This window comes from Pseudomonas sp. Sample_11, from assembly GCF_004307505.1.
Taxonomy (GTDB): Bacteria; Pseudomonadota; Gammaproteobacteria; order Pseudomonadales; family Pseudomonadaceae; genus Aquipseudomonas; species Aquipseudomonas atacamensis.
Genome location: NZ_RCOD01000073.1, coordinates 52,067 through 59,221, shown reverse-complemented (window position 1 = coordinate 59,221; position 7,155 = coordinate 52,067). Strand labels below are relative to the sequence as shown.

The 7,155-nt window shown below is 61.5% G+C and carries 5 protein-coding genes; 2 read left to right on the top strand and 3 right to left on the bottom strand.

The annotated features are described in order from the left end of the window. Positions 1–745: 745 nt before the first annotated feature. On the bottom strand, positions 746–1,513 hold the full coding sequence (locus D8U60_RS20165) for a response regulator transcription factor (RefSeq protein WP_110603622.1): 768 nt from the start codon (positions 1,511–1,513) through the stop codon (positions 746–748). Positions 1,514–1,631: 118 nt separating this feature from the next. Then, on the bottom strand, positions 1,632–2,102 hold the full coding sequence (locus D8U60_RS20160; protein ID WP_130900764.1) for a prepilin peptidase: 471 nt from the start codon (positions 2,100–2,102) through the stop codon (positions 1,632–1,634). A 75-nt stretch (positions 2,103–2,177) separates the two neighbouring features. Between D8U60_RS20160 and D8U60_RS20155 the strand changes: the two genes are divergently transcribed. Continuing rightward, positions 2,178–2,624: a TadE/TadG family type IV pilus assembly protein gene (locus tag D8U60_RS20155; protein WP_024011435.1), complete on the top strand. Its 447-nt coding sequence runs from the start codon at positions 2,178–2,180 to the stop codon at positions 2,622–2,624. Next, entirely contained in the window at positions 2,621–5,383 is a 2,763-nt protein-coding gene (locus D8U60_RS20150) for an ATP-binding protein (protein WP_130900763.1), read from the top strand. The genes D8U60_RS20155 and D8U60_RS20150 overlap by 4 nt, the downstream gene beginning before the upstream one ends. Here D8U60_RS20150 and D8U60_RS20145 read toward each other — a convergent pair. Further along, positions 5,368–7,155 (bottom strand): hypothetical protein (locus D8U60_RS20145; RefSeq protein WP_177435484.1); only part of this gene is annotated, 1,788 nt, incomplete at its 5' end. The genes D8U60_RS20150 and D8U60_RS20145 overlap by 16 nt on opposite strands.

The following is a 7,155-nucleotide window of genomic DNA, read 5'->3' as shown; positions in this document are numbered from 1 at the left end:
GGGGGATGGGGGTGGGTCTGGGATCAGTTTGTCCATTGAAACGGCTCTCCAAAATCTGCGGTGCGACCCAATGCCATTCTCACGGGGCAAAAGGTGGCAACTGTATGCGGGGTGAGAATACCGGTTATGGACACCCGGCCAGACCGAAGTCTGCCCGCACACAGCCGCCATGACACATTGCAGACAGCGGACAAGCTGGCGGCGATTATGCGTGCACAGATACTGGATGACCATAAGTAGCAGGGTTCTCACACCCGATCGCCGAAGGTTCGACGACAGCCAGAGACTAGTGACCCGACGTCCGACGGACAACCTGAAAACCTTGTGGGAAGGTTCTGGTTATCTCGCGTCAGATTTAAACGACTTCGAGTTATCGGCGGACCCACTGGCCTCATTGCGAGCAGGCTCGCTCCCACAGAACAGCAAAAGCAAAGCAAAAGCAAAATCAAAAGATCGCAGCCTTCGGCAGCTCCTACAGTTAGATCGCGTAAGACTCAAAAACAGGTCGGCTGCCAGGCCGCCTTCGCGAGCAGGCTCACTCCTACAGAACAGCAAAAGCAGAGATCAAAAGATCGCAGCCTTCGGCAGCTCCTACAGTTGGATCGCGTAAGACTCAAAACCAGGTCGGCTGTCAGGCCGCCTTCGCGAGCAGGCTCGCTCCCGCAGAAAGCAAAAGCAGCGCAGCTGCCCGCGGCGAAGCCGCACCACTCAACACCAAAGCATGGTCGGCCCAAAGGCCGCCAAGTCAATGCGCCGTAACCCGCTGCCGCCCCGCCGAACTACCAGGAGAAAGCGCCAAAGCCAACTGCGTCCGATTATGCATATGCGTCAACCGCAACACCTGCGACACATACAACTTCACCGTGTTCTCGGTAATCCCCAACTCACAGGCAATCTGATAATTGGTCTGCCCCTTGCCCACCAACCGCGCCACGTCCAACTGCCGGGGCGACAATTGACTGAACACCGCCGGCATCTCCACGGACTCAGGCTCACCATCACTCACCACCGGCACGGGCGAGCGCCGCACCTTGTCCAGATCCTGATAAAGGTCATCAATCGACTCGGACAAAAACTGCAACTTCTGATTCAAATGCCCCAGATGCAGATTCTTCTGCCGTTCCTGCAAAGCCAGCTCCTGGCGCTGCACACCCTCAAGCAACTCTGCCAGATCGATCGGCTTCTGATAGTAATCGGCAATCCCCGCGCGCAACGCCTTGATCACATCCTGCTTGTCGGCGCGGCCGGTGAGCATGATCGCCTCGAACACCCGCTGCTTGCCGGCCAGCCGCTGCAACGCCTGGATCAACTCGATGCCGTCCATGTCCGGCATGTGCAAATCACTCAGCACCAGACCGATGTCCGGGTCCGCCCTGAACAGCTCGATGGCTTCAAGACTCGAGTCGCACGGCACGCAACGATAGCCACTGCTCTCGAGAAACTCACAGAGTTCTTCGACGATCAGCGGCTGATCATCGACCACGAGGATTTTTACCGAATTAGGCTTGTTCACGAACCACTCCATTTGCTCGGCCAACGCTGACGATTCCTGCACTTTGGTGGCGTATTCGCCTGAATTGAAAGTAGACCCACTTTCCGACTATGTACATAGGACTAGTGGCACCCCGCGATCAGGTGATCCAGTACAGCGAAAGTACTACCCCTACCCACACGAACGGCGCAAATGGCAGCTTTTTTGACTTGTCCGGGGCCAGATGACGCACATGCTCTCTAACTCCTTGAGCCATATGAGGCCAGACTTTTGGCGCGAGCAGCAGCCACAGCACGCTGGCCACGCCCGCGCCGATAAACGCGCCAAGAACGAATATGCCGTTCGTCGCAAGACCCAGGGCTGTCATTAATTTCACATCGCCGGCGCCCATGCGGCCCAAGAAATAACCCGGCAGCGTCAGCAGCAGAGCGATCAGGCAGGCCCAGCCGCCCTGCCCCGCGTCGGCGCCCAGCCAAGTAGTGCCAGTCGCCAACAACCAGACCAACGCCAGCGCACCTACGCCCAAGGTCAACACGTTGGAAATTCGCCGCTGCCGGGCATCTTGGGCGGCGCAGATCGCCAGCCAGATCAGAACAAGGGAAATCTGCATCCGCCGAAAGCCGTCCGTTTTGCCTGATTGATTCTATGCTGATACTACGCAGTGACTGTCAGGGTAGACGCACGCATGAAAAACGGCTTTCGCAGGTCGCAAAAAGGTGCGGTGGCGATCGAATTCGCCTTGGTGTTCATCATCTTTTTTGCAGTGTTTTACGGGCTGGTCAGCTACGGCCTGCCCTTCGTGATGATGCAATCGTTCAACCAGGCCACTGCCGAGGCGGTGCGCCGCAGCGTTGCGGTCGACCCGACCACGCCGAACTATTCGACGGTGGTGGTCAACACCGCCAATGCCGCGCTGACCCAACAACTGCAATGGCTGCCCTCGGCCTTGAATCTGGTGGTCGGCACCGACACCAGTGCGGCGTACGACGCGGGGACTGGCACCCTGACCGTCAGCGTCAATTACCCGGTAAGCAAGCTCAATCAGATCATGCCGTTTCTGGTGCTGCCCGGGATCGGCACGGTGCCCAATCTGCCGACGCACCTGACCGCCCGCTCGAGCCTGCAATTTTGACCGCCGGCGATAAGTTTTTCGGGCGCTTGCTCATGCGCGCGCCCACCGCAGCTCACGACTTGCCGGACCATCTCGGCGCGCCGCCGATCGGCCTGCATTTTTATCTGGATGGCAACGGCGATGTGTTGCAGATCGCCGGCCCGCTGCGGCATTTGCTCGCCCAGCACAAACCTCAGGGTCAGCCGCTGCCGCTCAGCGCCTACCTGCTGCCGCACAGTCTGCTGACTATCGAAGGTCAGCCCAGAGACTGGCAGGGGCAACTCCTCGATCTCGACTTTTCCGGGCTCAATGGTCAGCCCCTGCACCTGCGCGGCTGGGTGCAGCCGCTGGAGGATGGCTGGCGATTGCAGATGCTCGACATCGCCGACCTGTTGCTCGAACGTCAGCAAGCGCGCGATCGCGACGCCTGCCAGACCCTCGCCGCGCAGGTCAGTGATCGTCTGCGCACGTGCAGCCTGACGCGTCTGCCGACGGTGCTTGGCGAACAATTGCAGGCCATCGCCCAGCGCTGGCACATCCCCTGCCTGGCCGTGGCGTTGCTGGATGAACAGGCCCAGGGCTGGCAGATTCATCAACAGTTTCGCGGCCACGATGCCCCGCAATTGTGGGAGGACGGTCAGCCGCTGGGCACGCCGCTGGACAGCCTCAACGGCAGCGCACCGCAACGCCTCGCCGGCCCGCAGGGCCGCTATGAACATTCGCGATTGCAGGCCACGTTCGGCAACGCCAACGGTTTCGCCGTGCCCTACAGCAATGACCAGGGCGTGGTCGCGTGGCTGCTCTGCGGGTTTTATACGGTCGACAACGTGGCGCCATGGCTGACTGATCGCGACTGGCTGACCCTGGCCGGCGCGCTGGCCGGGCCGCTGCTCAGCCGCTTGCGCGAGCAGCGCCATGTGCAATCGATGGAGCGCCTGGACTCGCTGCAAAACCTGCTCGGCACCGGCTGGTGGGAAATCACTGCCGAAGAGCAAGTTGCACTGGCGCCGACGCTGGCCTCGGCACTGAATCTCAGTGATCGCCTGCAGCCGGTAGAAGACTGGCTGTCGCTGTTTCATCCCGCCGATCGCGCCGAGTTGCGCAGCCGTTTGCGCGCCCTGCAACTGCAAGGAGAAGCGCTGACCCTGAGCGTGCGTCTGCACCGCGCGGAGGCCGGCGCAGCAGCGACGTGGTACCGGATTCAGGGCCAGGTCAGCGGCACCGGTGAGCATCGGCGTCTGGTCGGGTTCATGCTCGACATCAGCGACATCCAGAATCAACAACAGCGCGCCGCTGCCGCCCATGCGCGGCTGGACAATCTGATTGCCAGTTCGCCGGCAGTGATCTACGTGCAGCGCTACGCAGAAGGCGCGTTGATCCCGGCTTTTTTCAGCGCCAGCCTGCAACCCTTGCTGGGCTGGACGCTGGAAGATTGCGATGCAGCAACACTGGTCGAGCGCGTGCACCCCGACGACCGCGAACTGTATTTCCAGCGCAACCGCCAGTTGCTGCGCGAAGGTTCGGTGCGTGCGCGTTATCGCCTGCGCGACAACCGTGGCGAGTACCACTGGCTGCTCGATGAGGCAAAACTGCTGCGCAATGATCTCGGGTTGCCGGTCGAGGCGGTGGGCCTGTGGCTGGACGTCACCGACGCGACGCTTGCCGCCGAGCAGGTGCGGCAAAGCGAAGAGCGCTATCGGATTCTGGTCGAGGACTCGCCGGCGATGATCTGCCGTTATCGCCCGGACCTGACGCTGATCTTTGGCAACCGACCGTTGGCGACTTATCTGGAATGCACCCCGGAACAACTGCCCGGGGTTGATCTGGGTGGCTGGATGTCCGATGAACAGCGCGCAGCGTTCGTTCAACGCTTGAGCCAACTGACGCCGCAACAGCCAGTGAGTACAGCGGAAATCAGCCTGCAATTGCCCGGACGCGAACACGCCTGGTGGGTGTGGTCGGATCGCGGCGTGTTCGACGAGCGCGGCCAGTTGATCGAAGTGCAAGCGGTGGGCCGCGACAACACCGAGGTGCGGCGCTCGCAACAACAACTCACGCAAAGCGCGAAAATGGCCACCCTCGGCGAAATGGCCACCGGCCTTGCCCACGAGATCAATCAACCGCTGAACGTCATGCGCATGGCCATCGTCAACGTGCTCAAGCGCCTCGGCAACGGTGATGTGCAGGTCGATTACCTGACCGACAAACTCAACCGCATCGACGCTCAGGTGCAGCGCGCGGCTAAGGTGGTCGACCACATGCGCGTGTTCGGCCGGCGCTCGGAAATCGAACGCCAGTTGTTCAACCCGGCCCAAGCCATCGAAGGCACCCTGTCGCTGCTGGCCGAAGGCATGCGCGGCAAAGGTGTCGATCTGCGCATCAGTGAGACCGGTTTCGAGGCGCAGGTGCGCGGCTACGCCGATCAGTTGGAGCAGGTGCTGATCAATCTGATGGTCAACGCCCGCGACGCCCTGCTCGGCAAACGCGAGGGCGACTCAACGTTCAAGCCGTGGATTTCGATCTACACCGAGCGTGACGAGAAAAGCGTGCGGCTGTGGGTCGAGGACAATGGCGGCGGTATCGATCCGCGTTTGCTGGAGCGGATCTTCGAGCCGTTCTTCACCACCAAGCCGATTGGCGTCGGCACCGGTCTGGGCCTGTCGGTGAGCTACGGCATCATCGCCAACATGGGCGGGCAATTGAGCGTGCGCAACTCCACGGAGGGCGCACGGTTCTGCATCGAATTGCCGATCGCCAGCGACGATCAGATCACCAGATAGGCCTTGCCGGTCTGCCCGCAGGTCATGTTGGCGCCCACCTCTGTATTCATCAGGTTGATGCCCAAGCCTTTGAGCAAATTGTTCAACATCGGATCGAGCAATGGGCTGATCAAACCGGTGACCACTGGCAACAAGCGGTTGCTGACGTCGCTGATCAACGAAGCCACACCGGTGACGACAGCGCCCAGCGGGTTGCTGCCCACGGGTTTGTAGACGATCAGGTTGATGCCCGACAGGGTGTTCGCCAGGCTGCCGACGATGTTACTGGTCGGCGCGGCCGGTAGCACGCTGGGCGGCAGTTTCAGATTGGCCGGGGTGGCGAAGGGTGTGGTGCTGGAGAACAGCAGATTCTGCGTGGTCTGCGCGACGCTGGTGTCGAGTTTGAGGGCGATGCCGCCCGCGCCGTATTGCACGTGGGAGGCGGCATCGCAACTGCCGATGCCGAGAATCCTGTGGCAGGTGATGATGCCGAGATCGACCAGCGGCAACGGCGCCACCGTTGGTTCGGCGACTGAGGAAAACGCCGCGACGGGATCGATCTTGCCGAGCTTGAGATCAGCGAGAGAGGTCGTGGTGGTGGCGGTCAGGCTTTTGCTGCCGCTGTCGTCGGTCGGGCAGCGGTAATCGGTGACATAGCTTTTCGCCCCGCCGGCATCCAGCGCGATGTCGATTTGCGGTGAGGGCAGCAGCTTCGGATCGAGCTGTTGGCAGCCGGCGCCCAACAGGCAGAACACTGAATTGATTGTGTCCACCAGATTCAGGCTCAACAGCGCATTGAGCGTCGGCGTCAGCGTACCGACCAGGCCCAGCACCGCATTGGTCAGACCCGTCACCCCCGAGAGCACCGGCAGATTCACCGACAACAGCGTGCGCACCTGCGCAGTGCGCACATAAATCCGGTCCGGTCCCAACGGATCGGCCTTGGCCCGCGCCGGATCACCAATCGCCGAGAACTGCGGCGGTTCGATCACCTTTACCCGTACGGTGACACCGGCCAGCCCCAGCACATTGACCGGCAAGGTCGCCGCCACCGCGCTTTTGCTGTTGGCCAGTTGCACTACGCCCTGCACCAATTGCAGCAATTGCAGATTGGCATCCAGCCCCGCCGCCGTGGTGCCGGTTTGCAGCTGCAGGATCTCGCCGAGTCTGACCGGCGCCGCATTGATGGCGGCGGCCTGCAACTGGCCCAGCGCGGTGACCACTTGCGCGGTCGCACCGTTGAGTTGCACCACTGTCGCGGCGGCCTGGATCAACTGCGTCACCGTCGCTTGGGTATTGAGCAACTGCGTGTAATTGCCAGCACCGACGTTGAGGTCGATGGCCAGTTGATCGAGGTATTTGAGCAGGTTGATATCGGTGTGCAGCAAGCCGTCCCAGCCCACCGCCGTGAGGTTGACGTTGCCGCCGAGCAACCCGGAAAACAGCGGATTGAGGATGTTCGATTGCGCCGTGTCGATGCTGGCGAGGGTGCTGCGAATATTCAGTTGGGCGACGGTCGGCTGCGGTTTGGCCGCGACTGCCGAAGCATTGAGTGTGGTATTGAGGCTGACCGGCGTGGCGCTGAACAACGCCTGCACACCGCCAGCAAAACTGCTGGTGACCGTACGACTGGCAGCGACCTTGACTGCGCTTGATTGCGTGGCATCGACAGTGAAACTGCGCAAACCGCTGGCAGCGGTGGCCAGTGTGCCGCAAGTGGTGACGAGCGTATTGGCGGCATCGACCACGTAACCATTGCGCAGCGCACTTTGCCCGGCATAACTGGCGGCGGT

What these genes read in the sequence shown, in the direction of transcription:
- D8U60_RS20160 (WP_130900764.1), bottom strand. Translation starts at nt 2,102, where the DNA reads ATGCAGATTTCCCTTGTTCTGATCTGGCTGGCGATCTGCGCCGCCCAA.
- D8U60_RS20155 (WP_024011435.1), top strand. Translation starts at nt 2,178, where the DNA reads ATGAAAAACGGCTTTCGCAGGTCGCAAAAAGGTGCGGTGGCGATCGAA.